Below are 25,772 nucleotides of genomic sequence, written 5' to 3'. Positions count from 1 at the left end.
TTTATGGTGCAGACCTGAAGACATTGTTCAGCGCCGCACGTCATTTTCGATGTACGGCGCTGTCCGTGTAGATACGAGTTCGAGAAAGTTCTTATGGCTGATTTCGTCGCAGTGATCCGCAGGACCGTGGACGGCCTCTCCGAGAATGTCCCCGATATGCGCGCGAAAGTCTACGACAAGGCGCGTGGTGCCGTGCGACGGCAGCTGGAGAACATGACGCCGCGCCCGTCGGACGAGATGATCGGCCGGCAGATGGCCAAGCTCGAACAGGCGATCGCGCTGGTGGAAGGCGAAAATGCCGAAGCGCTGCCGCCGCTGGATGCCGACACTGCGGGTGCGGAAGACGTTGCAGCCGCCAGCGGGTCGCACGCTGCGCCTGAGGAAACCGAGACGCCGGCGCCGGCCCATCCGGCCGCGCCCGAGCAGGGGCCTGTCGCCGCGCAGGTCGGTGTTGCGGATGCCGCTGACGACCCGGTTCGCGACGATGAACCTGCTGCAACGGCTGAGGCTGCCGAACCCGCGCCATCCGAGGAAGCGCCGGATGTTCCCCCGCAGGAAGAGCCTGCGGCTCCCGTGGATGCCTGGGCAGCTGAGGCAACCGCACCCTGGCCGCAGGCAGAGCCGGCAGAGCGTTCGGCCACCGAACCGGCGGCCGAAACGGGTGACGGGGGCGGGGAGCCTGCTGCATCCGGTCAGTCTGAAGCGGCGGAGGTTGTAGAGGCGGCTCCTATCGAGCCTGAGATCGATACAGCCCAGCCTGAACCTGAAGTTTTGTCCGAAGCGGCTGCTGAATCGCAACCCGCCGCTCCGTTTGAGGAAGAGCCGCCGGTCGAGCCGGTTGCTGCCTGGAGCGAGGAACGCGACGACGCGGTCGAAGCACCCGCCGCAAGCCCCGTCTCGCAGGATGACGTGCTGGCGGCATGGCCGCCGCAATCGGAGGCGGACGCCGCCGCAGCAGCGGCACAGCAAGGGGAGGAGCCTGCGGCTCCCGAGCTCGCGATCGAGCCGGTGGCGGAACAGGAAGAGGCCGCCTGGACGGTCGAGCCCGCGCGTGACGAGGAGCCGGTGACGGAAGGCGGTGGACCCGCAGCCTTTGCGATCGATGCGCGCACGGCCGAAGCGGATCTCGACGCCTTCTTCAGTTCGGTATCAGGCCCTGATAGCAGCGTGTCCCCCACGCCTGATACGCTGCGCGATGCTGTGCTGGCCGCCGATCATGATGAGCCGGTTGCTGTCGAGGCCAGCGTGTCGGCGCCCTACGAGAGCGAGCACATCCCTGATGTGCATTCCCACGAGCAGGATGAGCCTTTCGCCGCAGCCGGCCCGGCCGAAGCGGCGGCGGAAGCCGCACCGCTCGGTTTTTGGCCGGATCGCGCCGAGATCGAACCCGTCTCGGTTCCCGCGCCTGAGCCGCAGGCGACGCCATGGGATGCCGTGCCCGCCTGGACGGTGACGCCACCGGCCGATGCGCATGGCGAGGTCCCGGTCGAGACCCATCCGCTGGATACGGGCGCACGCTACGATCTTTCCGGTAACCCGCACGATCTGCTCACGCCCGCCCCCCGTGCACCAACGCTGGCAGAGGACCCTGTTTCCCTCGATCCCTCCGCCCGTGACCCGATGGCCGACTGGTCCTGGCCGGACGACAAACCGGAAGACAGGTTTGCGGTTGAGCAAGACGCAGCGGGATCGACCGCGCGCAACACAGACGCTGACAATTGGGCCGCACGCGAGCTCGACCAGATCCTTGCGGACGAAGCGCGTGGCAATGCACCAGCGGGTGCCGCTGTTGCCGGCGCAGGCATCGCCCTTGGCGGTATGGCCAATGCGGGCGGTGCAGGCGTTGGCGGTGCGGGCTATGGGGGTGCGCCCTCGTCGGCCTATGCCGATCCCGATGCCTTGCCGGAGCGCGATCCCGTCATTCCCGCCGGAAAGCCGCTCTCCTATCGCGTGCAGCCGAAGCGGCGGATGTCACCGCTCGTGGCCGTTCTCGTCGTGGCCGTTCTCGCGCTTGGCGGCGGCGGTTACGCCTATTACACGAACCAGCAGACGGTGAACGACTGGGCCAAGTCGCTGGTCGCCTCCGTCACCTCCAATGGCGGCACAGCGCAGACAGCGCCGCCTTCGGACACGCCAGCAAACGGTGCGACGACGGCGCCGGCGGGGGAACTTTCGGCGAGCGGTTCGGGAGAGCCGGGTGCCGGTTCCGTACCGCCAACGGCGTCCGGCCAGACCGAAGTGGCTGCGATCGACCCCGGCCCGCAGAAGTTTACCCAGCGCCTCCAGGCCGATGGAACGGAAATCGATGCCGGGCCGGCGGCGCTGGCCAGCGCGGATCCGACGGTCAGCGAAGGCAAGTCGGTGGCCGAGAAGACGGATACAGCGCCAGGCTTGGCCGCCGGGGCCAGCGATGCAACGACCGGCACCCCGCCGGCTGATGCTGCGCAGACGACGACCACGCCGGTGCAGACGACACCTGCCGCTGGCGAAGCGGCGAGCGCCCTGCCGGGCGAGAAGATGTTCCTTTACGAAGAGCGGCTCGGCCAGACTTCGCCGACCGCCATTCCGGGCACGGCCGTCTGGTCCGTCAAGGAGGAATCGCCCGGCGGCGATGCCAAGCCGGAGCCGGTCATACAGGCGCAGATCACAGTTCCCGATCGTGGCCTGACTGCACTGATGACCATCAAGCGCAATACCGATAGTTCGTTGCCGGCAAGCCATGTCATCGAATTCGTCTTCTCCGTTCCCGACAATTTCGAGGGCGGCTCGATCGATGCGGTGCAGCGCGTGGCGATGAAGCGCACCGAGCAGGATCGCGGCGACGCCCTGATCGCTGTGCCGGCCAAGATCACCGACGACTTCTACATGATCGCGCTCAACGACTTCCCGGAAGCGGTGACGACCAACCTGCAACTGCTGGAAAGCCGTTCCTGGATCGATATTCCGATCACCTACCGCAACGGTCGCCGCGCCTTGCTGACGCTGGAAAAGGGCCAGACGGGTCGGCAGGCCTTCAACACGGCGCTGCAGGCGTGGGCGAAGCTTCCATCCACCGCGCCTGCCAACGGCCAGTAACGAGCGCGCCGCTGACACCAACAAAAAGCCCTCCGGCACGGTCCTGCCGGAGGGCTTGTTTTTTGAGGTCGATTGGCTTGCTGCGTGGCGGATCGGCTCAGGCGTCCTCTTCGACCACCCGCAGCGCCTGCGCCTGGGCAAGGGCAGCCTTCTGAACCGCCTCCTGCACCTTTTCGAAGGCGCGGACCTCGATCTGGCGCACGCGCTCGCGGCTGATGTCGAACTCGCTCGAAAGGTCCTCCAGCGTCACCGGATCTTCGCGCAGGCGGCGGGCTTCGAAAATGCGGCGTTCGCGGTCGTTCAGAACCTTCAGCGCGTTGCCGAGCATGCCGCGACGGTTCTCCAACTCGTCCTGCTCGATGAGCATGGCTTCCTGGTTGTCGTGGTCGTCGACAAGCCAATCCTGCCACTGGCCGCTCTCGCCTTCGCTTGCCTTGATGGGCGCGTTGAGCGAGGCATCGCCGGACAGGCGGCGGTTCATGGAAATCACTTCCTCCTCGGACACCTTGAGGGTCGTGGCGATTTCCTTGACGTGCTCGGGCTTCAGGTCGCCTTCGTCCAGCGCCTGGATCTTGCCCTTGAGGCGGCGCAGGTTGAAGAACAGGCGCTTCTGGTTTGCAGTCGTGCCCATTTTGACCAGCGACCATGACCGCAGGATATATTCCTGGATGGCGGCCTTGATCCACCACATGGCGTAGGTCGCAAGACGGAAGCCGCGGTCGGGCTCGAACTTCTTGACGGCCTGCATCAGGCCGACATTGCCTTCGGAAACGACTTCGCCGATCGGCAGGCCATAGCCGCGATAACCCATGGCGATCTTCGCCACGAGGCGCAGGTGGCTTGTCACCAGCTTGTGGGCAGCCTTGCGGTCATCATGCTCCTGATACCGCTTGGCGAGCATGTACTCTTCCTGCGGTTCGAGCATGGGAAACTTGCGGATCTCGTCGAGATACCGGTTGAGACCGCCTTCACCGGCGGTAATGCTGGGCAATGTATTGCGGGCCATGAAGCACCCCTTTCTCCTGTCCCGGCTTCCATTCGGCAAGCCCGGGTCCGGGCGGTTCTCAGACTCCGCCCGACACCAGAGATAAGGAGGCAACAAACATGATTCAAGGCGCCCACTTTGCCTGTCAGGGCAAAACGACCTTACAAATTGTTCATCTTCTGATGGATCTCAGATCGGGAGTTGGCGGGACAGTTTCAAGGTTATGAAGGCAGCGCACCGCCAGGATTAGCGAGGGCGCCCTCATTCGGCCTGGCGAAAGGCGTCCAGCAGCCTTTCGAAATCCTCCGGGATCGGCGCCTCGAAATGCAAGGCTTCGCCCGTGACGGGGTGTTCGAAGGCGAGCAGGTAGGCGTGCAGCGCCTGCCGGCGGAAGCGCTCCACGGCTTTGCGGCTGTCATCCGGCAGGCGGTTGGCCTTGGTCTTGAAGGCCGCGCCGTAATCGGGGTCGCCGATCAGGGGATGGCCGAGATGGGCCATGTGGACGCGGATCTGGTGGGTGCGCCCCGTCTCCAGCCGGCACTCCACAAGCGAGGCCATGGCGGTGGCGTCCGGCTGCTCCAGGAACCGCTCGATCACCTCGTAATGGGTGATCGCCTCGCGGGCGTCGTCATTGGTCTCGCGCACCACGGCGCGCTTGGTGCGGTCGCTGGAGGCACGGCCGAGCGGCGCGTCGATCGTGCCACGCAACGTCTTCGGACGGCCCCAAACGAGCGCCATGTAGGCGCGCTCCAGCGGGCCGGTGCGGCCGTGGTCGGCGAACTGGTCGGAGAGGTGGCGGTGGGCGTGGTCGTTTTTGGCCACCACCATCACGCCGCTCGTATCCTTGTCGAGGCGGTGGACGATCCCCGGGCGCTTGACGCCGCCGATGCCCGACAGGCTGTCTCCGCAGTGGTAAATCAGCGCATTGACCAGCGTTCCTGTCCAGTTGCCGGCGGCCGGATGCACGACGAGACCGGGCGGCTTGGCGATCACGATCAGGTCATCGTCCTCGTAGAGCACGTCGAGGGGGATATCTTCCCCCTTCGGCTCCGGGTCTTCCGGCGGCGGCACGATGATGGCGATCTCGTCGCCCGGTTTGACCTTGCGTTTCGGCTCCGTGGTGGGCTGGCCGCCCACGGTGACGGCGCCGTCTTCGATCAGTGCCTTGATGCGGCTGCGCGAATAGGCGCCGTCCAGATGGGCCGCAAGCCACGCATCGAGGCGGCCTTCGGCGTCCTCCCCGGCGATAAGGACTTTCCTATCTGTCGGCTCTTGGTTAAACGGGTCGTTCATTCGTACCGTACTCATTCACGCTTGGAAGGTCTGTTGATGTCCGCCGTCGAACCCCAGGACCAGGAAGATAAGCCGCTCGATCCGGCCATGGAAAATGTGCGCCGCAAGATGGTGAAGCTTCAACTCGCCTCGGGCGGCATCATGCTTCTGATGCTTATGGCCGTGCTGGCAACGATTGTCTACAAGGTCACGCAGGGCAAGCCCGCGGAGCGGGCCGTTGCCGGCCAAGGGCTGGTGCCGAGCGAAGCGCCGGTCTCGGCCGTCGCGGCGCTGCCGGTCGGCTTCACCATCGAGAGCGTCAGCCTCGCCAACGGCCAGCTTCTCTTCTGGGGCCGTACCACCGAGGGCGAGCGCAAGGCCGTGGTCTACGACATCGCTGCCGGCCGCGTCGTTGCCGACGTCAGGGTCACCACGAACTGACGGGCACGCCTGCCATGGCTGGACGTGCGATCCGCATCACCGATCCCGCCGACCCGCGGATTGCGGCCTTCGTTTCGGTGAAGGAGCGGGATCTGGCAGGCCGCGAGGGGCGCTTCATCGCGGAGGGCACGGTGGTGCTCTCGCTGCTCGCCGCCGCCCATGGGCGGGGCGATGGCATCGTGGCGGAAGCGGTGCTGCTGCTCGAAAACCGTCTGAACGGGGTTGAACCGATCCTCGAGCGTTTCGGGCCGGAGGTTCCGGTCTATGTGGCGGATCGGGCCGTGTTCAACGCGATTGCCGGTTTCGACATGCATCGCGGCGTGATGGCGATCGGCCGTCGCGGTCAGATGCCGTCGCTGGAGACGGTGATCGCGCGTCTGCCGGAGCGTGCGCTGGTGCTCACCGCCATCGGCATTTCCAACCACGACAATATGGGCGCGCTGTTCCGCAATGCCGCCGCCTTCGGGGCGGAGGCGGTGCTGATCGACGAGACCTCGTGCGATCCCTTCTACCGCAAGGCGCTGCGCGTGTCGGTCGGATCCGTGCTGACGGTGCCGCAGGTCAGGGGCGGATCGGCGAGCGACATGCTCTCGGCCTTGACGGCGGCCGGCTTCAGCCTGTTCGGTCTTTCGCCGCGCGGCGAGTTGGCGTTGCAGGATCTGAAGCCTGCGGCGCGCACGGCGCTGGTCATGGGAACGGAAGGGGAGGGGCTGCCGCCGCATTTGATGGCGGCGCTGCCGACGCTGCGCATCCGCCAGCGTCCCGGCCTCGACAGTCTCAATGTGGCAACCGCCGCCGGCATCGCGCTGCATCACGCGGCCGCGCTCAACGGGCTCATCTGAAGCCTACTTTTCCGGCGGCAGGATATCGGCGACGCGGCGGGCGAGGCTGCGGCGGGGAGAGGGCTTTTCGGCGCGCCCAGCCGCGATGAACGGCTGGATGGGCGAGGTCGGTCCCTCGCGGGTGGCGGTGATCGCGACCATGGCGGCGGCGACGTCGGCCAGCTCCATCCTGAGAGCCTCGTCGTGGCCGTTCGGCTTGCGGGCGCTGGCCAGCCGCTCGGCGAGCGCTGTGGCGCGGTTGCGCGTCTCTTCGGTGAGGGCAACAGGATCGAGAACAGGGGCGGGCAAGGCCGCCTCCGCTTCTGCGCTTCGCGCGTTCCTTGCAGACCGGCTGGCGACGGGGCGGCTGTCCCTGTCCTTCGCGTCTTCGGCGACGGTTGTCGTGGCCGGGCGGTCCATCTTGATGCCGGCGAGGCGCAGGGCCCGCATGGCCTCGCGGACCTCGCCATTGGCATCCTTCAGCTTGGCCTTCAGGCGGTCGATTTCCTTGCCGCGGCGTTCCAGCAGCACGTCCTTGTCCGTTCGGGAACTCGTCTCCTGTTCCAGCCGGCTTTCCATCTGCCGCAGGCGTGTTTCGTCGCGGGCCAGCTGCAATTCGATGGCGCGAGCTTTCGCCGTCTCGGTCTTCAATTCCTCGCGGATCGTCTCGCGTTCGTCCCGCAGCCCGGCATTGCGGCTGCGCAGGCTGTCGATCTCGTTGTCGCGCGCGCCGATGTCCTCGCGCAGACGGTCGATGTCGGCGGAGATGAGGTCGATCTGTCGCAGCAGGGTGCGCACCTCTTCCGCCTTTGCCGCACCATCGGCCTCTGCCTTGTCGAGCGCTTCCTTCAGCCGGTCGACGCGCTTTTCCTGGTCGCGCAGGGCCACGCGCATATCGGCGGCCTCCTCGCTCATGCGGGCGATCTGGGCCTGCAATTCGCGATTTTCCTCGCTGGTGCGCCGGAGATCGGTGGCAAGCGTCTCGCTCTTGACCATCAGCGCCACGCCGCGGTCACGCTCCTTGCGCAGGTCGATGAGGGTCTTGGCCTGTTCTGCGGCGGCGGCGGCGCGCACCGCATCCTTCTGGGCGCGGACTTCCGCGGGCGAAATCGGCATGGTGGCCTTGAGGCGATCTTCGGCAAAGCGCACGACGCGCCGCTGGATGATCGGCGCCACCAGCAGGGCCAAAAGACCTGCCGACAGAAATCCCAGCGAATACAACAGAACAAATTCGATCACGGGCGTCGGCCGATCCGTACTTTCTGGGTCCCATCATGGGTCTTATACGCATTATAGGGGCGAATTATTCGCCCGTCACGCATCCGCAACCCGTGTGCAACACACCTTTGCGATCCGTCGCCGCCTGACATGAGCCGCGGCGCCGGGAATGAACAGTCCCGGTCGAGTTCCAACCGGGAAGGAGAGCGTCTGTTCCCTGCTGTCCGCGCAAAACGGCGGACCTTGCGTTGTCAGAAGGGATTCCAGGTCGGCTGCTGGGTCAGCTTCAAGTAGCCGACGCTGACCCCAAGGCGGGCGCCTATGCCGGTGCGGATCGGCACGACGACGATGTTGTCGTCGGTCAGCACCGTCATGCCGACACCGGCGACCACATAGGCCGAGCCGTTGACGCCGCCGAAGCGCTTGTAGAGGGCCGGCACGCTCGGCAGGTTGTAGACGAGCATCATGGCGCGGCTGCCCTGTCCGCCCACGTCGAGGCCGAGGGAGGGGCCCTGCCAGTAGACATCGTGCTGGCCGGCGTTCTTGGTGTAGAGCTGTCCTTCGCCATAGGTGAGGCCCGCGACGAAGGCTCCGGAGCCTTCCTGGCCGAGAATATAGCCGTTCGGCAGGCCATACTGCTGGAAGGCGCGCTCCACGACCTTGGCGAGGCCGCCGGAGGTGGAGCCGAAGAAGCCGTGGCCGGCATCGACGATTTCCTGCATCGAATACTGGGTGCCACTGCTGCGGCTCTGGGCGGCGGCGGGCGCAAGCGTCAGGCCAAGGATTGCGAGTGTCGCCCCGATCACAAGGGCGATGACAGGGGTGGCCGTCCTCAGGACGTTTGAAAGGGCGCGCATCGTTTCCTCCATGGGGCGGTTCGCGTCATTTCGCGCACTTTGAACCCATCGTCTTAACAATCGGTTTACCAAATGTGGTGTCATTATGACTGCTGAAAGCGTAGGGTTCCGGGACGGGAATCCTGTTGTGCCGCGCCCGCCTGAGCCCGCAAGGGCCATCGCGGACCGGGTGGCCGGGCGCCGATGCGCAGCTCCAATCGAGGACATGATGATGATGAAGAATGCCAACCTGACGCTGACCGGCCCGGATCTCGCATCGCTGCTGTGCAGCCGCGTATGCCATGATATCATTTCGCCGGTCGGGGCCATCAACAACGGGCTGGAGCTTCTGGAAGAAGGCGGCGCGGATGTCGAGGCCATGGAACTCATCAAGGCCAGCGCCACGAACGCCTCTGCGCGGCTGAAATTCGCCCGGCTTGCCTTCGGCGCTTCGGGGTCCGTCGGCGCCTCCATCGATACGGGCGAAGCGGAAAAGGCGGCCAAGGATTTCGCCGGCGCCGAAAAGAAGACCGAGGTCATCTGGACCGGTCCGCGCGCCATCGTCGCCAAGAACCGGGTCAAGCTCTTGCTGAACCTCTTCCTCATTGCCTATGGCGCGATCCCGCGCGGCGGCCAGATTGCCGTGGCGCTCGAAGATCCTGAGAACGCGGCGCATTTCACGCTGACGGCGACCGGCAAGATGATGCGCGTGCCGCCGAAGCTGGTGGAACTTCTGACCGGCACGGTGGAAGAAGCCATCGATGCCCACTCGATCCAGCCCTATTACACCGTGCTTTTGGCCGAAGAGGCCGGTATGGAGATCGACGTCGTCTCCACCGGCGAGGCGATCGTCTTCACTGCCAAGATGGCAGCGTGATTTGCGCGTCTGGTAACGCTTTGTTTGTCAAACCGGCAGTATGCTGAATTCCTGTAACAGTCCCTTCGCAGACCTGCGGATGGAGAAGGAGTGCGTATGCGACGGTTGATGATTGCTGATGAATCGGATGTGGTTCGCAAGGTGGGCAGGCGCATTCTGACCGGGATCGGTTTCCTGGTCGCCGAATCGCAGAGCGGTCTTGAAGCTCTGGCGCGCTGCGAAGCCGAAATGCCGGATATTCTCATCGTCGATGCCGCGCTCGAAGGCGCGCTCGACCTGATCGCCAATGTCCGCCTCATGGAAGGCGGCAAAAGCGTGAAGATCTATTACTGCGTCATCGAGGCCGATCTGAAGAAGATGATGGCCGGCAAGCGTGCCGGGGCGGACGACTTCCTTCTCAAGCCCTTCGATCGCAAGATCCTGACCAGCGTTTTTGCCAGCCAGGCGATCGCGGCCTGATTTCAATCCCTCCCGACTTTTCGAAAGGCGCCGCAGCCGAAATGCGGCGCCTTTTCCGTCGTGCGTTCAGGTCAGGCAAGGCGGGTGGCGTGTCCCCGAAAACGCAAAACCCGCCGTTTCCGGCGGGTGCGCGTTCAGTCTCGGTGGGATGGCCTTGGCCGCGCGCGAGGAACGCGGCAAAATGATCAGGCCGTTTCCTGATATTCGTTGCTGTCGGGCTCGCGCAGCACATAGCCGCGGCCCCAGACGGTTTCGATGTAGTTGGCACCGCCGGCGGCGTTGGCCAGCTTCTTGCGCAGCTTGCAGATGAAGACGTCGATGATCTTCAGTTCGGGTTCGTCCATGCCGCCATAGAGGTGGTTGAGGAACATTTCCTTGGTGAGCGTCGTGCCCTTGCGCAGCGAGAGCAGCTCGAGCATCTGGTATTCCTTGCCCGTCAGGTGAACGCGCTGGCCGCCGACTTCGACGGTCTTGGCATCAAGGTTCACCACGAGATCGCCCGTGGCGATGACCGACTGGGCGTGACCCTTGGACCGGCGAACGATCGCGTGGATGCGGGCCACCAGCTCGTCCTTGTGGAAGGGCTTCGTCATGTAATCGTCGGCGCCGAAGCCGAGGCCGCGAACCTTGTCCTCGATGCCGGCCATGCCGGAGAGGATGAGGATTGGCGTCTTCACCTTGGAAAGACGCAGCGTGCGCAGCACCTCGTAGCCCGACATATCCGGAAGATTGAGATCGAGAAGGATGATGTCGTAATCATAGAGCTTCCCGAGATCGACGCCTTCCTCACCCAGATCGGTGGTGTAGACGTTGAAGCTCTCCGACTTCAGCATCAGTTCGATGCTCTGTGCCGTCGCGCTATCGTCTTCGATCAGTAGAACCCGCATAATTATCCCCTATTCCGCCGCCGCAAGGTCGAGCTCGCCCACAACGCGATACGGATCCAGTTATGTCCTGATTTGGAGGCTGCCACGAAATGGTTAACAAATTCTGATTCCCTCTGGCAAGGTGTATCGAGAATGTTAATTTTTTTTCGCAGTCCTCTGAAAACAAACAGGAATCCGAATTGCCGACCTTCATGTTCGACGTGAGCAGATGCGATTAAGTGATTCAGCCGACTCATCAAATCGACGCCCCCGATAAATTCGGTCCGTGATTTACTGAGCCTTAAATCATCACCCCTATGATTAACGATGCCCGTAAACGAAAGGTTACCGCCGGTAGGATTTGATTAAGGCCGGTGGAAAAAAATCGTTAAGGGTCCGCGCGGGGATGAATTCCGGCACGGCTTCTAGAAACCGGGGTCTCGCTATCCACGGAGTATTGCGTATGAAGTCACGTGAGAGCCTTACGCGCCTGAAGGAATTTCAGGTCAAGGAAAAGCAGCGTCAGCTGAACCAGCTTCAGATGATGATGGCCGAGTTCGAACGGATGGCGAAGGATCTGGAAAGCCAGATCGCCATCGAAGAGAAGAAGTCGGGCATTTCCGATCCCTCTCATTTCGCCTATCCGACCTTTGCAAAGGCGGCGCGCCAGCGTGCCGACAATCTGCAGGTGTCGATCCGCGAGTTGAAGGTGCAGCAGGACGCGGCCGAAATCGCCCTGGAAGAGGTCAAGGCCGAATTCCAGAAGGCTGCGGCCCTCGAAGAGCGCGACAGCTCGGTTCGTCTGCGCGCGTGAGCGCCCGGCCGACTGATCGCTGAAGCGGGCGCCTTTCAAAGGCATCCACCGCACGGACCCGACCGGATCCGTGCGGTGGATGCCTGCGTTTGCGCTGGATTTGCGCCGAAGGCGCCGTCTTGCGGGGGCGGGGGTATCAGCCGCCCTCGTCGCATCTCGCCCGGTCAGATCTAGCTCTTGGCCACATCCTGCCAATCGGCATGGCGCTGCATCTGCGCACGCATGAAGGGGCAGAGCGGCATGATTTTCCAGCCACCGGCGCGAGCGGCATGCACCGCATGTTCGGCAAGCGCCTGGCCGACACCCTTGCCGCGCAGCGCATCGGGAACGGCGGTGTGATCGATGATGATGAGTTCGGGTGAGGTGCGCGAATAGGTCATCGCGGCCTCGTGGCCATCGACCGTCACGCTGTAGCGCCCGTGGGCGCCCTCTTCGCTTGTCAGGATTTCCATCGCGCCAATCTCCCTGGTCGTGGCCATGAGGGGAATGTAGGTCCGGCGCGGGGATGTGCCAAGGTTACGGCCTGTCACGGAGACGCGAATGCAGGCAGGGGAGGAGGGGAAAGGCGGCCGAGGGACGCGGGCAGGTGAGGGCGGGAGGCGAATGGTCAGCGCCTTCAGCTCACCTGCGCGCATGTCCGGGCGCGGCGCGATCGCCGGTCCGGGCGGAGCAGTCGCTGGCTGTCGTCGTCAGTGGCGATACTGCTGGATGCGGGTCGTGCGCAGGCCTGCAAGGCCGTGATCGTTGATGGAGGACTGCCAGGACAGAAACTCTTCCACGGTCAGCGTGTAGCGTTCGCACGCTTCTTCCAGGCTCAGGAGGCCCCCGCGGACAGCGGCGACGACTTCAGCCTTTCGACGGATCACCCAGCGCCGTGTATTGGCCGGCGGTAGATCGGCAATCGTCAGGGGGCTGCCATCGGGGCCGATGACATACTTTACGCGGGGTCTAATCATTTCGGTCATTGGACTCTCTACATACACACAAGACCATTGGCGCCACTCTAGGGCCCCACCTTTAACATTTGCCTAAACGAATAAGCGGCTTCTGCCGGTTGCAACCGGTCGCTGCCGAGGAGTTTGTTGCTTTGCAAGGCATTTACCTCCCCAATCCTACGGAATGGGAGCGGTGCAAAGATGATGCTATGAAACGCAAAACGGAAAATGGGCGAGCTGCCTTACATCCCGGTGCCGTCAGGCGGCGATGCTGTGCCAGGGTCTCATCTGGTCGGCGATGCTACTGACGATATCCTGCGCTTCATTGGCAAAAGGACGCGGGATATTTGCGAGGCTTCGTGTCTGTGCGGATTCTCGAGGGCAGGAAACAAATTGCATTTGCCGGCCTTCGCGCCGGATGTTGGGTTGGGCTATGAAAAATGACATGCTGCCCCCGTTGTCGGGGAGCACTTCACCGGTGGCGGGCGACGGCAAGGGCGCGGTCCAGACGGACTACGAAATCCTCCGGCTCCTGCGTCAGATGACGACGGATGCGGGTTTTTCGCATTTCATGGTCGCGCGTCCGCCTTCCAGCGACGTGCAGCGGTTCCAGGATCGTCTGATCCTGTCCAACTGGCCGGCCGATCTGGTGCGCCAGTACGATCAGGCCGACGTGTTTGCGGCAAGTCTCCTCGTCGATCGCGTGCGGCAGACGCGCCTGCCTGTCTATGGCGACATTGCCCTCATGCTGTCGGCCGACCGGCGGCAGGATCACGGCCTGCACGCCGCCTTTACCGGCCTTGGCATGGTCTCGATCTTCGCCGTGATGATGCTGACGGGCGACGAGCAGGGCGTGGTGCTGACCCTTGCCGGAAGCCGCGCGCTGCCGGATGCCGATGAGGTGCCGCGGCTCTATTTCTCGCTGTTGCAGATCATGGACCGCTACGAGCGCGCCATGGCAAGCCGTGTGACCGCGACGGAGCGCCTGTCGATGCGCGAGGTCGAATGTCTGCGCTGGGCGGCGGCGGGCAAGAGCAGCGATGAAATCGCCATCATCCTCGGCATTTCCGCCTACACGGTCTCCAGCTATTTCAAGACGGCAACGCGCAAGCTCGGCGCCGTCAACCGGATGCAGGCCATTGCCCGGGCCATCCGGCTCAAGCTTCTCTGATCCTGCGGGGGCGGGCGTTGCGCGGCTGCGGGCTTGTCCGCCGCCGCGCAACTTTCTATATGGGCGAGGGGACTGCCGCGGGCGGACCCCGGAGCCGGCGCGGTGCCTTTCGGCCTTCGGTGCCGACCGGCCGGTCGGTGATGGCGCGGATCTGCGCCTCTCGCCCATTTTGAAGGTTCAAGCCCGCCGTGCCTGAGACGATCAGCCGGGCGGCGAAGGAAGCGGAACAACGCCGTGAACAGTCTCGATTTCGACCGGAAGCCCGAGGACACGCGCGTCGTCGTCGCCATGTCCGGGGGTGTCGATTCCTCCGTCGTCGCCGGCCTGCTGAAGCGCGAGGGCTATGACGTGCTCGGCATCACGCTGCAGCTTTATGACCACGGTGCCGCGGTGCACCGGGCCGGCTCGTGCTGCGCGGGCCAGGACATCGACGATGCCCGGCGCGTGTGCGAAACGCTCGGCATTCCCCATTACGTGCTCGACTACGAGCAGCGCTTCCGCGAGCAGGTGATCAATCCCTTCGCCGAAAGCTATGTGGCCGGCGAAACCCCGGTGCCCTGCATTGCCTGCAACCAGACGGTCAAGTTTGCCGATCTTCTGGCGACCGCGCGCGATCTCGGTGCCGACGCGCTGGCGACCGGCCATTATATCCGCTCGCGGCCGAGCCCGGACAGCGCCGTACCGGGGCGCCGCGCACTCTATCGCCCTGCCGATGCCGAGCGCGACCAAAGCTATTTCCTCTTCGCCACCACGCAGGAGCAGGTGGATTACCTGCGCTTTCCGCTGGGGCACCTGACCAAGGCCGAAACGCGCGCGCTCGCCGACGAGATGGGCCTCGTCGTCGCTGCCAAGGCCGACAGCCAGGACATCTGCTTCGTGCCGCAGGGCAAGTACAGCGACATCGTCGCCAAGCTGAAGCCGGATGCCTCGCTCTCCGGCGAGATCGTGCATCTCGACGGGCGCGTGCTTGGCCGGCACGAGGGCATCTTGCACTACACGATCGGCCAGCGGCGCGGCATCGGCATCGCCACGGGCGAGCCGCTCTATGTCGTCTATCTCGATGCGCGCTCGCGCCGGGTGATCGTCGGGCCGAAGGAGGCGCTGGAAACGCGCCGTGTCTATCTGCGCGACATCAACTGGCTGGGCGACGGCACGATCGACGATGCGGCGGCCGGTGGCTTTCCCTGTTTCGCCAAGGTACGCTCCACCCGCCAGCCGGCCCCGGCCGTGCTGGCGCGCGATGGCGAAGGCCTCTATGTGGAGCTCGCCGAGGGCGAGGCGGGAATCGCGGCCGGCCAGGCCTGCGTCCTCTATTCCGGCATCGGCGAAGACGCCCGCGTCTATGGCGGCGGCTTCATCCGCCGCTCCGAGCGCGAGAAGGGCGCGGAGGACGCCCTGAAGGCCATCCTCGCCCAACCGGCAGCCGCCTGACCATCGCCGCGCGGCGCGCGCTGCAGCGCCCATTCCGGGGCGTTTCCGGTGCATTCGGCCGGCTGTGCGCGACCATGTCGCCTGGCCGGCGAATCGGCTGTCTTCCCGGCGGCGCAGGAAGCGTCAGCCGATCCTCAAAAAAGTGTCGCCGCGATGTTGACACCAGCCAATCCGCCGACCTATACACCGCCCCGCTGGCACGGCTTTTCCCGTGACCGCCCGGCGGAGTAGCTCAGTAGGTTAGAGCAGAGGAATCATAATCCTTGTGTCGGGGGTTCGAATCCCTCCTCCGCTACCATTCCGCTGATTATTTTTTTGATGCGACCCTTGCTCGATGCATTGCATTTGGCTGATAGCAATTGTGGTCTTCCGGGTCATATTAAACGCGTTGCGATGCGAGCATTAAGCTCTTGCGAACGTCTGATTTACAGGTAGGCTCGCGTTTATGGTGAATGCCCAGGCTCGAGATTTGGTTTCCGATACAATCGGTGTGGGATCCTACACTGCTCCCGAGGCTGCGCGTCTCTTGCGAATGAAGCCGCGTAATCTTAGGCGCTGGCTTGGTGGTTACACTTACAGCAACGCGGGTAAGCCCATCACCATGCCGCCGCTTTGGCGCAGTGAGCATGCGGGGATCGAGGAGGGGCATCTTGAGATCGGTTTTCGCGACCTGATCGAACTTCGTTTCGTGAAAGCTTTTCTCGATGCGGGCGTCGGACTGCAAGCGATACGGAACTGCCTTGCTTACGCCTGTGAATGCGCGCGCGATGAGCGCCCGTTTTCGACGCGAAAGTTTCGGACAGACGGGCGCACCATTTTCCTTGATAGCGTTGAGCAGAATGCCGACAAAATGCCGGTATCCACGCTGCTGGATTTGAAGAAAAAGCAATTCGTCTTCAAAGATATCGTGGAGCGCACCTTCAAGGATCTCGATATCGAGGGCGAGGCCGTCGTCCGCTGGCGGCCGCATCATGGAAAACAATCGATCGTCATTGATCCGCGCCGTTCCTTTGGGCAGCCGATCGCAACCGAATTTGGTGTTCCGACCGTCGTACTGGCAGACGCCGTTGTGGCGGAAGGCTCGGTCGAAGAGGCGGCTCGTATCTTTGACGTTCCACCTGCCGTTCTTCGCGACGCGGTCGACTTCGAAAATGACCTAAAGAGAGCGGCTTGAAGGTCCTGATTGACGAGAATCTTCCTCCCGCCCTGGCTCGCTCCCTGAGCGCTCTTTTTGCTGGAAAGCACGAGATCCTTCATATTCGCGACCGGTTTGGTCCGGGGACGACCGATCTTCAATGGATTGCCGAATTGAGCCGGGACGGCCGCTGGGTTGTCATTTCAGGCGACAGGCGTATCACGCGCAACAAAGCTGAATACAACGCCTTCCGGGCGTCGCTTCTCGTCGGCTTCTTTCTTTCCAGTGGTTTACAGAAGGCGCCATTGCTGAAGCAGATGGAGCGCATCCTTGCGCTGTGGGCCACTATCGAGACCCAGTCCGCCCTTGTTCAGGGTGGGGCAACTTTTGAGCTTCCCATGTCGTCTACGCGGGTGAGGCAGATCTGATCGGCGGACAGAGCGTCAATTACGCCCTCACGCCTCTGATCATCCCGGCAAGATTCCACAAGCGCCGCCCCACAGCCTTCACCCGCGCGGCAATGCCAAACCCGATGGCGCTCAGTGCCTGGTCGACATCCTCGTCCGTCGGGGCGTTGCGGCCGAAGAAGGCGTGCCAGAGGATGGCGGTGAGGGTGGCCATGAGGGCGCTGGCGATGAGGACGTCGGAGAGGAAGTGGGCGCCGAAGACGATGCGGTTGGCGCTGACGGCGATGGCGAAGGTGACGAGGAGCGTGGTGACGCTGCGGCGCCAGGCCGGGTGCACGAAGAGCGCAAGCGGCAGGAGGCAGACGACGGCGGCGGCTTCACCCGAGGCGAAGGAGCGGTTGGAGAAGATCGTCTCGCCCATGCTCCAGGCATCGACGAAGGTGAAGCGGCCGCCGAAATCGATCGTGTCGATCGGGCGCGGGCGATCCCAGAAGGGCTTCAGGATGCAGTTGATGATCAGGCCGGGGCCGAGAAGATAGAGGCTGGCAAAGAACACCATGAAGCGCGGCGGGAAAAGGCTGGGCCGCGACGGGTAGGCGATCTTCATGATCGTGCCCAGCACCATCGCGATCGCAAAGGCCATGGGCACGTACTGGCCGACGGCGCGCAACTGCTGCAGCATGTGGACGCTCCGGGCCGGAAAGCCGAGGCCGGCCACGAAAAACAGGCTGGTGACGGTGCGATCCAGTGATGGCAGCGCGATGAACAGAAGCGACAGGCACGTGGTGACCGCAAGGCAGGTCAGGATGGGCGTGGGGGTTGCCATAGTTGCGCGCGGATTGCGGTGCGGGCCGAAGGTCGGTGTCTGAAAGGTCATGGGGTGCCGTGTCATATCAGAAATCGAGAATGTGACGTTTGACGTCACTTGGTGACATGGTGATGAAATGCGCATGACGATTGGACAAAGGCCGATCGTCACGGTGCGCACCGCGCCTGCAACGACCGTCTTTCGGTCTCTCCCGTCTTCGCCATGGTGTCATCGCGCCGCTGGCTGACAGCAGGCTGAACGCAAGCCGGTCCTGAGGCCTGCTTTCGGCCCGTTTCGAGAGAGGACCCCATCCGGGGCACTGGATCATGTTCCGGCTCTGCTTGAACGCCGTCCGTCCTCGCGCTTCATTTGCGCCCGGCGCAGCCTGCATCGGTCCGGTAGGCGGCGATGGTGCGGCGGGCATAGGCGCCGCCGGCCGTGTCGATGGCCAGAGGCCGTCCGGCACAGGCCGGGGGATGCTCGGTGACGAGCAGGACGGCGCCCGCGAAAGTCTGCGGCAGGGGGTATCGCATCTCGTAATGGTTCCTTGCACCGGCCCCGCTTGGGCGGGCGTAGAAGGCAAGGTCGCTGGCATTGCGGCCGGTGTAGAACAGGTCGGCCAGGATATCGCGGTTGTCGGAGACGATGGCGGCGGTCCCCTCGCGGCGGGCGAGATCCATCAGCGTCTTGCTCATGGCAGCCCGGCCGAGATAGCGGGCGGTGAAGACATTGCCCGCCGCGCCGACCGTCGGCAGCGCCGTCATCACCAGAAGCACGAGGCAGGTGGCGGCATTGATGCCGATCGCGATGGTTCTGAGGCGCGGCCAGGCGGCCAGAACCGACAGCGCAATCAGCGTGCCGGCGAGATAGGCGCCGGCGGCCCAGTTGGCATAGGCCTTGTCCATCAGCGCCTGTACGGACACGACGGCAAGGATGGGCCAGACGAACCAGACGAACTGGCGCGGGGCCATTGCTGCGGCCTGCGCCGCATCGCCCTTACGGCCGAGACCGCGGAGGAGGGAAACGATGAGCGCGACCATCAGGCCGGGACCGAAGACGCCGAACTGGCTGGCGAGGAACTCGGCAAGGCCATCGAGGCCGAAGCCGGCAAAGGGCGAGGCCTGACGGACCCAGCCGATATTGTCGGCCGTATGAGAGAGGGTTTCGCCATGGTTCAGGGCGTTCCAGGCGAGATTGGGCGAGAGGACAAGAAGCAGGGCGGCGGCGATCAGGAGGCCGTTGACGGCGGTGGGGCGGGCGCGTCGGTCGGCAATGGCGGCCATTGCGATGCCGAGGAGCACATAGAGCCCGGCATATTTGGCAAGGCAGGCAAGGCCGATCATCAGCCCGGTCAGGACCGCGTCGCGGGCGCGGCCTTCGCTGAGCAGCCGGTCATGGAAGAGCAGGGCGGCGGCGAAGAAGGGCGCCATGATCGTATCGGTGGAGATGACAAGGCTGCCGAGCCCAACCATCGGCAGGGTGGCATAGGCAAGCGCTGTCCGCAGCGCCGCCATTCGCCCGCCATGGCGAGCGGCAAGCGCGGCAAGAAGAAGCGCCGTGACGCCATGACAGAGCGGGCCGGGCAGGCGAACCCAGAAGGGCGCATCGCTGCCGCCAAGCGCCGTGGAGGCGGCGATCGCCCAGGCTATCAGCGGGGGCTTGGAGTAATAGCCGAGCTCCATATGCTGGCTCCAGAGCCAGTACTGCGCTTCGTCCACAAAGAGGTCGCGCCCGTCCATGGCAAGAACGAGGACGCGCACCAGCGTGATGGCGCCGACGATGCCGAGGGCGGCCGGCAGCCAGCCGGCACCGGCGCGCTCTGTCGGCACCGTCATGGAAACGGCCATGGAGGAGAGCGTCGCGGGGCGGCGAAACCGGTCGCGATGAATGAGCCACAGGTTGCGCGCATAGATGAAGACGCCAAGCGCCTGACCGAAGATGAAGACCGGATCGCCCCGCTTGATGGCGTAGGCGAGGAGCATGGTGCCGCCGGCCATGGAAAAGTACCAGAAGGCCACCGGCATGACCGACTTCTGTGCCTTTTCCGATGCCAGCCACTGGACGAGAAAGCGTCCCGTGAACATCAGCTGTGCCGCAAAGCCGAAGACGACCCACAGGAGTTCGCTGCGGGAGGTGACATGCAGCCAGGACATCAGCGTCTGCATCACGGGGCCGGCTCCTCTCGGCTCGCCGGCGCGGGGGCCAGCAAAGGCGCGGGATCGACGACAATCGGCTGGCCGCGTGCCTTCTTGCGCCGGCGGATCAGCCAGGCGACAGCGGCGAGATCGACAATGCCGACAAGGCCGCGCTGCAGGTTGGAATAGTTGGAGCGGCCCGCGATGCGGGGACGGTGGCTGACATCGACATGCACCACCTGCCAGCCATCGCGCGCAAAGAGTGCCGGCAGATAGCGGTGCATGTGATCGAAATAGGGAAGCGCCAGAAAGGCGTCGCGGCGAAAGCCCTTGAGGCCGCAGCCCGTGTCGCGCGTGCCGTCGGACAACACCCGGGCGCGGATGCCGTTGGCAAGGCGCGAGGCGAGGCGCTTCGACAGCGTATCCTGCCGCCCGACCCGCTGGCCGGCGACAAGACCGATCGTGCCGGCGGGATCGTTGAGGAGAGGAGCGGCCAGCTTCGGCAGTTCGGCCGGCGGGTTCTGGCCGTCGCCGTCGAGCGTCAGGATGATCGGCGCACGCGCCGCATGGGTGCCGCTATGCACGGCGGCGCTCTGGCCACCCCGCCTGTCGTGGGCGAGAATGACGAGATGCGGCATGCGCGCGGCCAGGGCTGCCAGGCGGGCCAGGCTGTCATCGGTGGAGGCATCGTCCACGACAATGATCTCGAAGAGGCCTTCCGGCCGCAGGGCCGCATCGATCGCCTCGACAAGGCCGACAATGTTCTCCGCCTCGTTGCGGGCGGGGATGACCACGGACAGCCGTGGCGGGGCGGTTTGGGGAAACTGCAGGTTTTGAAGCATGGTCGGGCCGGCCTCTTGGATATTCGGCCCTTATCGTCGGCGATCACAACGACTTGATGACGATGTGAGGATTTCGAGGAGAGTCCATCGAGACCTGACCCCTCATCGCTCCCACCATTCCGGGTGCCCGCGCCTTCCCGGCCCGCCTGCCATGGGGTAGACATCCGTTGCGACCGGCAAGAGCGGCGGCGATCTTTGGTTTCATACCAAAGATCACGGATGATGACCCATTCGATGGCCTGGAAACGGACATCCGGGCAGGAGAAACCGCAGAGCGATGTTTCGCATCGGTCGAGGATTTCGACGCCCTCCGGTGACCGATTTCCAGGCCATCCCTTCGAGGCCGGTCGCTTTTGGCGTCCGGTCGGTGTCGAAAACCCTCGCCGGACCTTGTGGTCCGACTGCGGCTTTCTCCTAGCCGGACGTCAAAATCGATCCGGTCGAATGGGTCATCATCAATGATCTTTGGTATAAGCCCTTGTTTTGGTGGATGTGGTGGCGGGAAAACCACAGGACACTTTCGCGCGGCATGCTTTAGACTGGTGGTCAGGCGATTCTTGGGGACTTCATGATGGCGGAACAGGGTTTTCTCGATCAGGCGGAGCGCGCGCGCCCGGCGGTGACGGTGGAAGACGCTGCCGTCATTCTGGACGGCGTGTTCGGGGTGCGCGGTCGGATCGTCGAACTCGGCAGCCAGCAGGATCGCAATTTTCGGTTGGAAACCGAAGACGGGCGCCGATTCGTGCTGAAGGTCTGCCATGCCGACTACGGATTTCAGGCGCTCGATGCACAAAATGCCGCCATGCGCCATATTGGCGCGCGCGCCGGCGCGCCGATGGTGCCGACGCCGCTGCAATCGGTGGATGGGCGCGATATCGTCGAGCTCGACATTCGCGGCGAGCTCTGCCTGCTGCGGCTTTTGACCTATCTCGACGGCCAGCCCCTGACGCGGCGCACGCATCTTGGCGCCGAAACGATTGCCGGTCTCGGTGCGATGGCGGCGGAGCTGTCGCTGGCGCTGGCCGATTTTGCCCATCCCGGTCTCGATCGTGCTCTGCAATGGGATCTGAGGCGTGCCGGGCCGGTGGCGCTGCATCTTCTGTCGTCGCTGACCGATCCGCAGCGCAAGCGCCGGCTGGCCGATCCGCTGGTGGCGGCCATGCGGCGGCTCCAGCCGCTGAGCGGCGCGCTGCGCGTCCAGGCCGTCCATCACGATGTCACCGACGACAATGTGGTGGCGCGGGAGGAACGGTCGGGACGGCTGGTGCCCGAAGGCGTTATCGATTTCGGCGATATCCTGAACGGCTGGCTGGTGGCCGATCTTGCCGTCACCTGTGCGGCGCTGCTGCATCATGCCGATGGCGATCCCTTCGCCATCCTTCCGGCGGTCGCCGCCTATCATGCTCGCCTGCCGCTGACGGAAGAGGAGTTGAAGGCCCTGTGGCCGCTGATCGTGGCGCGCGCCACGGTGCTGGTCGCCTCCAGCGAGCGGCAACTGGCCGTCGACCCCGGGAATGACTATGTGGCCGGCAATATCGACCATGAACGGCTGATCTTCGACGTCGCCAATTCCGTTCCGATGGCGTTGATGGAGGCGGCGATCCTGGAGGTTGCGGGCTTTGCGCCGCAGCCGCTGCCCGAGATGGGCCTTTTGATCCCCGGGCTCGATCCGGCGCTGGTCCATCGCGTCGATCTCACCACGACCTCGACCGCCTTCGAGGCCGCGGATTTTCTCGCCCCGCGCATTGAGGAACGTCTCTTGGAGCTGGCCGCGCGCCGCACCGGCCATGCCGCGACCCGCTACGGCGAGTACCGCCTGACGCGCACGGCGCCGATCCTGCCGCATGCACCGGAGACCTTCGCGCTGCATGTCATGCTATCGCTGCCGGTCGATACGCTGTTCGTCGCGCCCTTCGACGGCACAATCTCCTTTCGCGATGACGGGATCGTGCTGACGGGGGCGGATCTGACGCTGCATCTGGCGGGGCGCATGCGCACGGCTGCCGAAGGGCCGGTTGCGGCCGGTGCGGCGATTGCGGCGACGGAGGATGATGGAGACGGGCAGGGGCTGGTGCTGGTGGCGCTGTCGCGCGAGGCTGATATCGTGCCGCCGCTGATGACGCGCCCGTCCCGGGCCGCCGCCTGGCAGCGTCTGGCGCCATCGCCTTCGCTGGTGCTCGGCTTTGACTGTGATGCGCCGACCCTCGAAACCGAAAGCCTGATGGAGCGGCGGCAACGGCATTTCGCCCGGCCGCAGAAGAACTACTATCGCAAGCCGCCGCAGATCGAACGGGGCCTGCGCGAGCACATGTTCGATGTCGAGGGCCGCAGCTTCCTCGACATGGTCAACAATGTCACGATGATCGGCCATGGCCATCCGCGCCTTGCCGCGGCGGTCGGGCGGCAATGGTCGATGCTCAACACCAATTCGCGCTTCCACTACGCGGCCGTGGCGGAATTTTCCGAGCGGCTGGCGGGTCTGGCACCGGACGGGCTCGACACGGTCTTCCTCGTCAACAGCGGCTCGGAAGCCGTCGATCTCGCCGTTCGTCTCGCCTGGGCGGCATCGGGCCAGCGCAACATCGTCTCGCTGCTTGAGGCCTATCACGGCTGGACCGTGGCGAGCGACGCCGTCTCCACCTCGATTGCCGACAATCCGCAGGCGCTGACGACGCGGCCGGACTGGGTGCATCCCGTCACCTCGCCCAACCTCTATCGCGGCACGTATCGCGGGGCCGATGCCGGCCGGCGCTACACTGAGGATGCACTGGCGAAGATCGAAGCGCTGGGAGACCGGCTGGCGGGCTTCATCTGCGAGCCTGTCTACGGCAATGCTGGCGGAATCTCACTGCCCGATGGCTATCTGACCGCTATCTACGAGGCGGTGCGTGCAAGGGGCGGGGTGTGCATCGCCGATGAGGTGCAGGTTGGCTACGGCCGGCTCGGCCACTCGTTCTGGGGCTTCGAGCAGCAGGGCGTCGTGCCCGACATCATCACCGTCGCCAAGGGCATGGGCAACGGCCAGCCGCTGGGCGCGGTCATCACGAGCCGCAAGATCGCCGATGCGCTGGAGCGGGAAGGCTACTTCTTCTCCTCCTCCGGGGGCAGCCCGGTTTCCGCCGTCGTCGGCATGACCGTGCTCGATGTCCTGCGCGACGAGCGGCTGATCGACAATGCGCGCGAGGTGGGCGATTATCTGAAGGCGCGGCTCGAGGCGCTCGGCCAGCGGTTCCCGCTCGTCGGCGCCGTCCACGGCATGGGGCTTTATCTCGGACTCGAATTCGTCCGCGACCGCGACACGCTGGAGCCGGCAACGGAAGAGACGGCGGCGATTTGCGACCGGCTGCTCGACCTCGGCGTCATCATGCAGCCGACCGGCGATTATCTCAATGTCCTGAAGATCAAGCCGCCGCTCTGCCTTGCGAAGGAAAGCGCCGATTTCTTCGTCGACATGCTGGAGCGCGTGCTGGCCGAAGGCTGGTAGACGCCCCGCAATTCTTCCATTTTCACAGATATCTGGAGCAGTGATGAGCACGCAGGCCGATACGATCATTCTGAACGGCAAGCTTTTGACCATGGATCCCGACAGGCCGCGCGCCGAGGCGATCGCGCTTTCGGGCGGACGCATCCTTGCGGTCGGCACGACGGCGGAGATCGAAGCACTGGCAGGGCCGGAAACGCGGCGCATCGATGCGGCCGGCGGCTCCGTGCTGCCCGGCTTTTCGGAAAACCACATGCACCTCTTCTCCGGTGCCGCCGAACTGGACCACCTCCAGCTCTCGGGCCTTCGCGGCTTCGAGGCGCTGAAGAAAGCCGTCCTCGAATATGCGGCCGAGCGGCCGGGCGACAGCATGATTTTTGGCCAGGGTACGGATTATCCGATCCTTGGCGAGAAGGAGCGCCTGACGCGCCATCACCTCGACGCGATCCTGCCCGACCGTCCCATCGCGCTCTTTGCGCCCGACCATCATACCGGCTGGGCCAATACCAAGGCGCTGGAACTCGCCGGCATTCTCCAGGGCCGCGACGTCGGTCCGGGCAACGAGATCGTCATGGGCGAGGATGGACTGGCGACGGGGGAGCTGCGCGAAATGCAGGCCTTCGATCCCGTGCAGATCGCCGGCGGCTTCAGCCGTTACCGGCTCGGCCTTGCCACGGGCGGCGAGCCGGAGCCCTATCCGAGCGAGGCGGAATTCGCCATCGACATGGATGTCATGCGCCGCGGCCTGACCTACTGCGCCGCCCACGGCATCACGACCATCCAGTGCATGGACGGCAATCTCTACCAGCTCGAACTTCTCGCGGCTGTGGAAAAGGCCGATGGCGGGCTGCCCTGCCGGGTCATGGTGCCCTTCCATTTCAAGAATTTCATGGACACGGCCATGCTCGACAAGGCAGTGACGATGCGCGAGCGCTACAACAGCGACTGGTTGAAATCGGGGACGGTGAAATTCTTCTATGACGGCGTGCTCGACAGCTGGACGGCGGTGATGGTCGAGCCCTTCGCCGACAATCCGGACGCCACCGTCGAGCCGCTGTTTCGGCCCGAACGCTTCAAGGAACTTGCTATCGAGGCCGACAGGCGCGGCCTGCAAATCGCCGTCCATGCCATTGGCGACGGGGCCGTGAAGGCGGTTCTGGACGGGTATGAAGCTGCGCGTGACGCCAATGGCGCGCGTGACAGCCGCCACCGGGTCGAGCATATCGAGGTCGTTCACCCCGACGATATCGAGCGGTTCGCCGCGCTCGGCGTTATCGCTTCCATGCAACCTCCGCATGTTCCGGGCTTCACAGGCGTGCCGCTGAAGCCGACCGTCGACATGATCGGCGAAAAGCGCTGGCCGTTCAGCTATGCCTGGCGGACCTTGAAGACTGCGGGTGCGCGCATCTGCTTTGCTTCCGACTGGCCCGTTTCCCCCATCGATCCCATGCTCGGCATCGAAACGGCGGTGACGCGCACGCCCTGGGCCGCCGACAATCCCGACCAGAGCTTCTCGCTCCAGGAGGCCATCGAAGCCTATACGGCCGAGGGCGCCTATGCCGGTTTCACCGAGGATCGCAACGGCCGGCTGAAGCCCGGCTTCTTCGCCGATATCGTCATCCTCGATCAGGATGTCGAGGCCATCGATCCGGCTCGTCTCGGCTCTGTCAAGCCGGCGATGACGATCTGCGGCGGGCGCACGACATTTTCCAAACAGTGAAAATTCTTGCTCGATTTTGCACGCAGCCCCATTGTCAATGACA

The 25,772-nt window shown here is 64.5% G+C and carries 22 protein-coding genes, 1 tRNA gene and 1 pseudogene; 13 read left to right on the top strand and 11 right to left on the bottom strand.

Annotated features, from left to right (window positions below):
- Window positions 1-93 precede the first annotated feature (93 nt).
- Window positions 94-3,075 carry a hypothetical protein gene (locus F3H41_RS08145; RefSeq protein ID WP_149738044.1) on the top strand — a complete coding sequence of 994 codons (2,982 nt, stop codon included), beginning with the start codon at window positions 94-96 and terminating at the stop codon, window positions 3,073-3,075.
- A 97-nt stretch (window positions 3,076-3,172) separates the two neighbouring features.
- On the opposite strand, the gene rpoH is transcribed toward F3H41_RS08145, so the two are convergent.
- Window positions 3,173-4,081, bottom strand: coding sequence for an RNA polymerase sigma factor RpoH (rpoH, locus tag F3H41_RS08140; RefSeq protein WP_149738043.1), 909 nt, complete (start codon window positions 4,079-4,081; stop codon window positions 3,173-3,175).
- Window positions 4,082-4,321: 240 nt separating this feature from the next.
- A complete protein-coding gene (locus F3H41_RS08135) occupies window positions 4,322-5,353 on the bottom strand; it encodes an RluA family pseudouridine synthase (RefSeq protein WP_149738042.1) in 1,032 nt (343 codons plus the stop codon).
- A gap of 36 nt (window positions 5,354-5,389) precedes the next feature.
- Here F3H41_RS08135 and F3H41_RS08130 point away from each other — a divergent pair, with 36 nt between their 5' ends.
- Together F3H41_RS08130 and F3H41_RS08125 are read left to right on the top strand one after the other, a co-directional pair.
- A complete protein-coding gene (locus F3H41_RS08130; protein ID WP_149738041.1) occupies window positions 5,390-5,773 on the top strand; it encodes a hypothetical protein in 384 nt (127 codons plus the stop codon).
- A 14-nt stretch (window positions 5,774-5,787) separates the two neighbouring features.
- A complete protein-coding gene (locus F3H41_RS08125; RefSeq protein WP_149738040.1) occupies window positions 5,788-6,615 on the top strand; it encodes an RNA methyltransferase in 828 nt (275 codons plus the stop codon).
- Between the two features lie 3 nt (window positions 6,616-6,618).
- Here the strand turns inward: F3H41_RS08125 and F3H41_RS08120 are convergent, their stop codons facing one another.
- Window positions 6,619-7,833 (bottom strand): hypothetical protein, encoded by a 1,215-nt coding sequence (locus F3H41_RS08120; protein WP_149738039.1) that lies wholly within the window; start codon window positions 7,831-7,833, stop codon window positions 6,619-6,621.
- Between the two features lie 230 nt (window positions 7,834-8,063).
- Entirely contained in the window at window positions 8,064-8,669 is a 606-nt protein-coding gene (locus tag F3H41_RS08115) for an EipA family protein (RefSeq protein WP_149738038.1), read from the bottom strand.
- Window positions 8,670-8,880: 211 nt separating this feature from the next.
- Between F3H41_RS08115 and F3H41_RS08110 the strand changes: the two genes are divergently transcribed.
- Together F3H41_RS08110 and F3H41_RS08105 are read left to right on the top strand one after the other, a co-directional pair.
- On the top strand, window positions 8,881-9,525 hold the full coding sequence (locus F3H41_RS08110; protein WP_188129373.1) for a histidine phosphotransferase family protein: 645 nt from the start codon (window positions 8,881-8,883) through the stop codon (window positions 9,523-9,525).
- Between the two features lie 96 nt (window positions 9,526-9,621).
- A complete protein-coding gene (locus tag F3H41_RS08105) occupies window positions 9,622-9,984 on the top strand; it encodes a response regulator (protein ID WP_149738036.1) in 363 nt (120 codons plus the stop codon).
- Between the two features lie 185 nt (window positions 9,985-10,169).
- Here the strand turns inward: F3H41_RS08105 and ctrA are convergent, their stop codons facing one another.
- Window positions 10,170-10,871 carry a cell cycle two-component system response regulator CtrA gene (gene ctrA, locus F3H41_RS08100; RefSeq protein WP_149738035.1) on the bottom strand — a complete coding sequence of 234 codons (702 nt, stop codon included), beginning with the start codon at window positions 10,869-10,871 and terminating at the stop codon, window positions 10,170-10,172.
- Between the two features lie 442 nt (window positions 10,872-11,313).
- Between ctrA and F3H41_RS08095 the strand changes: the two genes are divergently transcribed.
- Complete coding sequence (locus tag F3H41_RS08095; RefSeq protein WP_149738034.1) at window positions 11,314-11,664, top strand: flagellar export protein FliJ; 351 nt, start codon at window positions 11,314-11,316, stop codon at window positions 11,662-11,664.
- 170 nt (window positions 11,665-11,834) lie between these two features.
- Here F3H41_RS08095 and F3H41_RS08090 read toward each other — a convergent pair whose 3' ends face one another.
- Window positions 11,835-12,116 (bottom strand): GNAT family N-acetyltransferase, encoded by a 282-nt coding sequence (locus tag F3H41_RS08090; protein ID WP_149738033.1) that lies wholly within the window; start codon window positions 12,114-12,116, stop codon window positions 11,835-11,837.
- A gap of 237 nt (window positions 12,117-12,353) precedes the next feature.
- Window positions 12,354-12,629, bottom strand: coding sequence for a DUF1153 domain-containing protein (locus tag F3H41_RS08085; protein ID WP_018327815.1), 276 nt, complete (start codon window positions 12,627-12,629; stop codon window positions 12,354-12,356).
- A 415-nt stretch (window positions 12,630-13,044) separates the two neighbouring features.
- Here F3H41_RS08085 and F3H41_RS21695 point away from each other — a divergent pair, with 415 nt between their 5' ends.
- The 5 genes from F3H41_RS21695 to F3H41_RS08060 all read left to right on the top strand — a co-directional run bounded on the left by F3H41_RS21695 (window position 13,045) and on the right by F3H41_RS08060 (window position 16,764).
- Window positions 13,045-13,770, top strand: coding sequence for a LuxR C-terminal-related transcriptional regulator (locus F3H41_RS21695; RefSeq protein WP_188129372.1), 726 nt, complete (start codon window positions 13,045-13,047; stop codon window positions 13,768-13,770).
- A 234-nt stretch (window positions 13,771-14,004) separates the two neighbouring features.
- Entirely contained in the window at window positions 14,005-15,201 is a 1,197-nt protein-coding gene (mnmA, locus tag F3H41_RS08075; protein ID WP_149738031.1) for a tRNA 2-thiouridine(34) synthase MnmA, read from the top strand.
- Window positions 15,202-15,422: 221 nt separating this feature from the next.
- Window positions 15,423-15,499: transfer RNA gene (locus F3H41_RS08070), tRNA-Met, on the top strand.
- 147 nt (window positions 15,500-15,646) lie between these two features.
- A complete protein-coding gene (locus tag F3H41_RS08065; protein WP_188129371.1) occupies window positions 15,647-16,375 on the top strand; it encodes a hypothetical protein in 729 nt (242 codons plus the stop codon).
- Complete coding sequence (locus F3H41_RS08060; RefSeq protein WP_149738030.1) at window positions 16,372-16,764, top strand: DUF5615 family PIN-like protein; 393 nt, start codon at window positions 16,372-16,374, stop codon at window positions 16,762-16,764. Before F3H41_RS08065 ends, F3H41_RS08060 begins: the two co-directional genes overlap by 4 nt.
- A gap of 19 nt (window positions 16,765-16,783) precedes the next feature.
- Here the strand turns inward: F3H41_RS08060 and F3H41_RS08055 are convergent, their stop codons facing one another.
- From F3H41_RS08055 to F3H41_RS08045, 4 genes and pseudogenes are all read right to left on the bottom strand, one after another.
- Complete coding sequence (locus tag F3H41_RS08055; protein WP_188129370.1) at window positions 16,784-17,620, bottom strand: phosphatase PAP2 family protein; 837 nt, start codon at window positions 17,618-17,620, stop codon at window positions 16,784-16,786.
- Between the two features lie 296 nt (window positions 17,621-17,916).
- The gene (locus F3H41_RS08050; protein ID WP_348532486.1) at window positions 17,917-19,386 is read right to left on the bottom strand and encodes a glycosyltransferase family 39 protein; all 1,470 of its coding nucleotides are present in this window, start codon (window positions 19,384-19,386) and stop codon (window positions 17,917-17,919) included.
- Window positions 19,387-19,410: 24 nt separating this feature from the next.
- Window positions 19,411-19,716 (bottom strand): annotated as a pseudogene (locus F3H41_RS21490) (lipid-A-disaccharide synthase N-terminal domain-containing protein); the annotation flags it as partial.
- A complete protein-coding gene (locus F3H41_RS08045; RefSeq protein WP_149738027.1) occupies window positions 19,716-20,528 on the bottom strand; it encodes a glycosyltransferase family 2 protein in 813 nt (270 codons plus the stop codon). The gene F3H41_RS08045 and the pseudogene F3H41_RS21490, both read right to left, overlap by 1 nt.
- A gap of 568 nt (window positions 20,529-21,096) precedes the next feature.
- On the opposite strand from F3H41_RS08045, the gene F3H41_RS08040 reads away from it, so the two are divergent.
- Together F3H41_RS08040 and F3H41_RS08035 are read left to right on the top strand one after the other, a co-directional pair.
- Entirely contained in the window at window positions 21,097-24,012 is a 2,916-nt protein-coding gene (locus F3H41_RS08040) for an aminotransferase (protein ID WP_188129369.1), read from the top strand.
- 43 nt (window positions 24,013-24,055) lie between these two features.
- The gene (locus F3H41_RS08035; protein WP_149738026.1) at window positions 24,056-25,729 is read left to right on the top strand and encodes an amidohydrolase; all 1,674 of its coding nucleotides are present in this window, start codon (window positions 24,056-24,058) and stop codon (window positions 25,727-25,729) included.
- Window positions 25,730-25,772: the final 43 nt, after the last annotated feature.

The sequence above is a fragment of the Rhizobium sp. RU20A genome (genome assembly GCF_900155885.1).
Taxonomy (GTDB): domain Bacteria; phylum Pseudomonadota; class Alphaproteobacteria; order Rhizobiales; family Rhizobiaceae; genus RU20A.
The sequence above is the reverse complement of the archived record's forward strand: the minus strand, read 5'-3'. Positions and strand labels throughout refer to the sequence as shown.

Bases quoted from the DNA above. Each gene is read 5' to 3' on its own strand.
- F3H41_RS08040 (WP_188129369.1), top strand. From the start codon at position 21,097: ATGATGGCGGAACAGGGTTTTCTCGATCAGGCGGAGCGCGCGCGCCCG.
- F3H41_RS08125 (WP_149738040.1), top strand. From the start codon at position 5,788: ATGGCTGGACGTGCGATCCGCATCACCGATCCCGCCGACCCGCGGATT.
- F3H41_RS08065 (WP_188129371.1), top strand. From the start codon at position 15,647: ATGGTGAATGCCCAGGCTCGAGATTTGGTTTCCGATACAATCGGTGTG.
- ctrA (WP_149738035.1), bottom strand. From the start codon at position 10,871: ATGCGGGTTCTACTGATCGAAGACGATAGCGCGACGGCACAGAGCATC.
- F3H41_RS08050 (WP_348532486.1), bottom strand. From the start codon at position 19,386: ATGACGGTGCCGACAGAGCGCGCCGGTGCCGGCTGGCTGCCGGCCGCC.
- F3H41_RS08085 (WP_018327815.1), bottom strand. From the start codon at position 12,629: ATGACCGAAATGATTAGACCCCGCGTAAAGTATGTCATCGGCCCCGAT.
- F3H41_RS08130 (WP_149738041.1), top strand. From the start codon at position 5,390: ATGTCCGCCGTCGAACCCCAGGACCAGGAAGATAAGCCGCTCGATCCG.
- F3H41_RS08135 (WP_149738042.1), bottom strand. From the start codon at position 5,353: ATGAACGACCCGTTTAACCAAGAGCCGACAGATAGGAAAGTCCTTATC.
- F3H41_RS08095 (WP_149738034.1), top strand. From the start codon at position 11,314: ATGAAGTCACGTGAGAGCCTTACGCGCCTGAAGGAATTTCAGGTCAAG.
- F3H41_RS08145 (WP_149738044.1), top strand. From the start codon at position 94: ATGGCTGATTTCGTCGCAGTGATCCGCAGGACCGTGGACGGCCTCTCC.
- F3H41_RS21695 (WP_188129372.1), top strand. From the start codon at position 13,045: ATGCTGCCCCCGTTGTCGGGGAGCACTTCACCGGTGGCGGGCGACGGC.
- F3H41_RS08115 (WP_149738038.1), bottom strand. From the start codon at position 8,669: ATGCGCGCCCTTTCAAACGTCCTGAGGACGGCCACCCCTGTCATCGCC.
- F3H41_RS08110 (WP_188129373.1), top strand. From the start codon at position 8,881: ATGATGAAGAATGCCAACCTGACGCTGACCGGCCCGGATCTCGCATCG.
- F3H41_RS08055 (WP_188129370.1), bottom strand. From the start codon at position 17,620: ATGACCTTTCAGACACCGACCTTCGGCCCGCACCGCAATCCGCGCGCA.
- F3H41_RS08035 (WP_149738026.1), top strand. From the start codon at position 24,056: ATGAGCACGCAGGCCGATACGATCATTCTGAACGGCAAGCTTTTGACC.
- F3H41_RS08090 (WP_149738033.1), bottom strand. From the start codon at position 12,116: ATGGAAATCCTGACAAGCGAAGAGGGCGCCCACGGGCGCTACAGCGTG.
- F3H41_RS08105 (WP_149738036.1), top strand. From the start codon at position 9,622: ATGCGACGGTTGATGATTGCTGATGAATCGGATGTGGTTCGCAAGGTG.
- F3H41_RS08045 (WP_149738027.1), bottom strand. From the start codon at position 20,528: ATGCTTCAAAACCTGCAGTTTCCCCAAACCGCCCCGCCACGGCTGTCC.
- rpoH (WP_149738043.1), bottom strand. From the start codon at position 4,081: ATGGCCCGCAATACATTGCCCAGCATTACCGCCGGTGAAGGCGGTCTC.